We start from the raw sequence: 909 nt of genomic DNA, 5'->3' as shown, positions 1-909 counted from the left end.
CCCTCCGGGGCCGCGAGCGCCCACTGCGACGCCCTGCACGAAGCCCTCGCCCGGTTCCGCGGCGAGGCCGCCCTGCTCGACGCCTGGGGCCGCGAGCTCGCGGGCCGCCTCGGCGCGGGGTCCAGGCTCCTCGTCGCGGGCAACGGCGGCTCCGCCGCGCAGGCGCAGCACCTGACGGCCGAACTGGTCGGCCGCTACCGCGAGGACCGCCCGGCGTACTCGGCGCTCGCCCTGCACGCCGACACCTCCTCGACGACCGCGATCGCGAACGACTACGGGGTGCAGGCCGTCTTCGCCCGGCAGGTGCGCGCGCACGGCCGCGCGGACGACGTCCTCATGCTGCTCTCGACGAGCGGCGCGAGCGCGAATCTCCTCACGGCCGCCGAGGAGGCCCGCGCGCTGGGCCTGACGGTGTGGTCGCTCACCGGACCCGCGCCCAATCCGCTCGCTCCGGCGAGCGACGCCGCGCTGTGCGTGGACGCGCCGGTCGCCGCGACGGTGCAGGAACTCCACCTCGTGGCGGTGCACATGCTGTGCGAGGCGTTCGACGCGGCGCTCGCGCCCGGGGACGTCGCGGTGGAAGGGCTCGCGGGCGGGGATGTCGCGGTGGAGGGGCTCGCGGGGGACGACGGGGGCGAGGCGGGGCTTCCGGGCCCGGACGGGGAAGGGGGCACGCGATGAGCGCCCCGCTCCTCGTGGTCGGCGACGCGCTGCTCGACTGCGACCTGGAGGGCGAGGTCGCGCGGCTCGCCCCGGACGCGCCCGTACCCGTCGTGCACGACGCGCGACGGCGCACCCGCCCGGGCGGCGCGGCACTCGCGGCACTGCTCGCCGCCCGCTCCGGGCACCCCGTCACCTTCGTCACCGCCCTCGGCGAGGACCCCGCGAGCGCCGAGCTGCGCCGGCTGC

At 78.3% G+C, this 909-nt stretch carries 2 protein-coding genes; both read left to right on the top strand.

From position 1 onward, the window contains the following. Positions 1–681, top strand: a 681-nt coding sequence (locus G3I42_RS25360) for an SIS domain-containing protein (RefSeq protein WP_164289639.1), incomplete at its 5' end; no start/stop codon positions are given. Next, a partial coding sequence (locus G3I42_RS25355; RefSeq protein ID WP_239096661.1) for a PfkB family carbohydrate kinase occupies positions 678–909 on the top strand: 232 nt, incomplete at its 3' end. The genes G3I42_RS25360 and G3I42_RS25355, both read left to right, overlap by 4 nt.

Source organism: Streptomyces sp. SID11385 (assembly GCF_010548245.1).
In the GTDB taxonomy this organism is placed as follows: Bacteria; Actinomycetota; Actinomycetes; order Streptomycetales; family Streptomycetaceae; genus Streptomyces.
The sequence above is the reverse complement of the archived record's forward strand: the minus strand, read 5'-3'. Positions and strand labels throughout refer to the sequence as shown.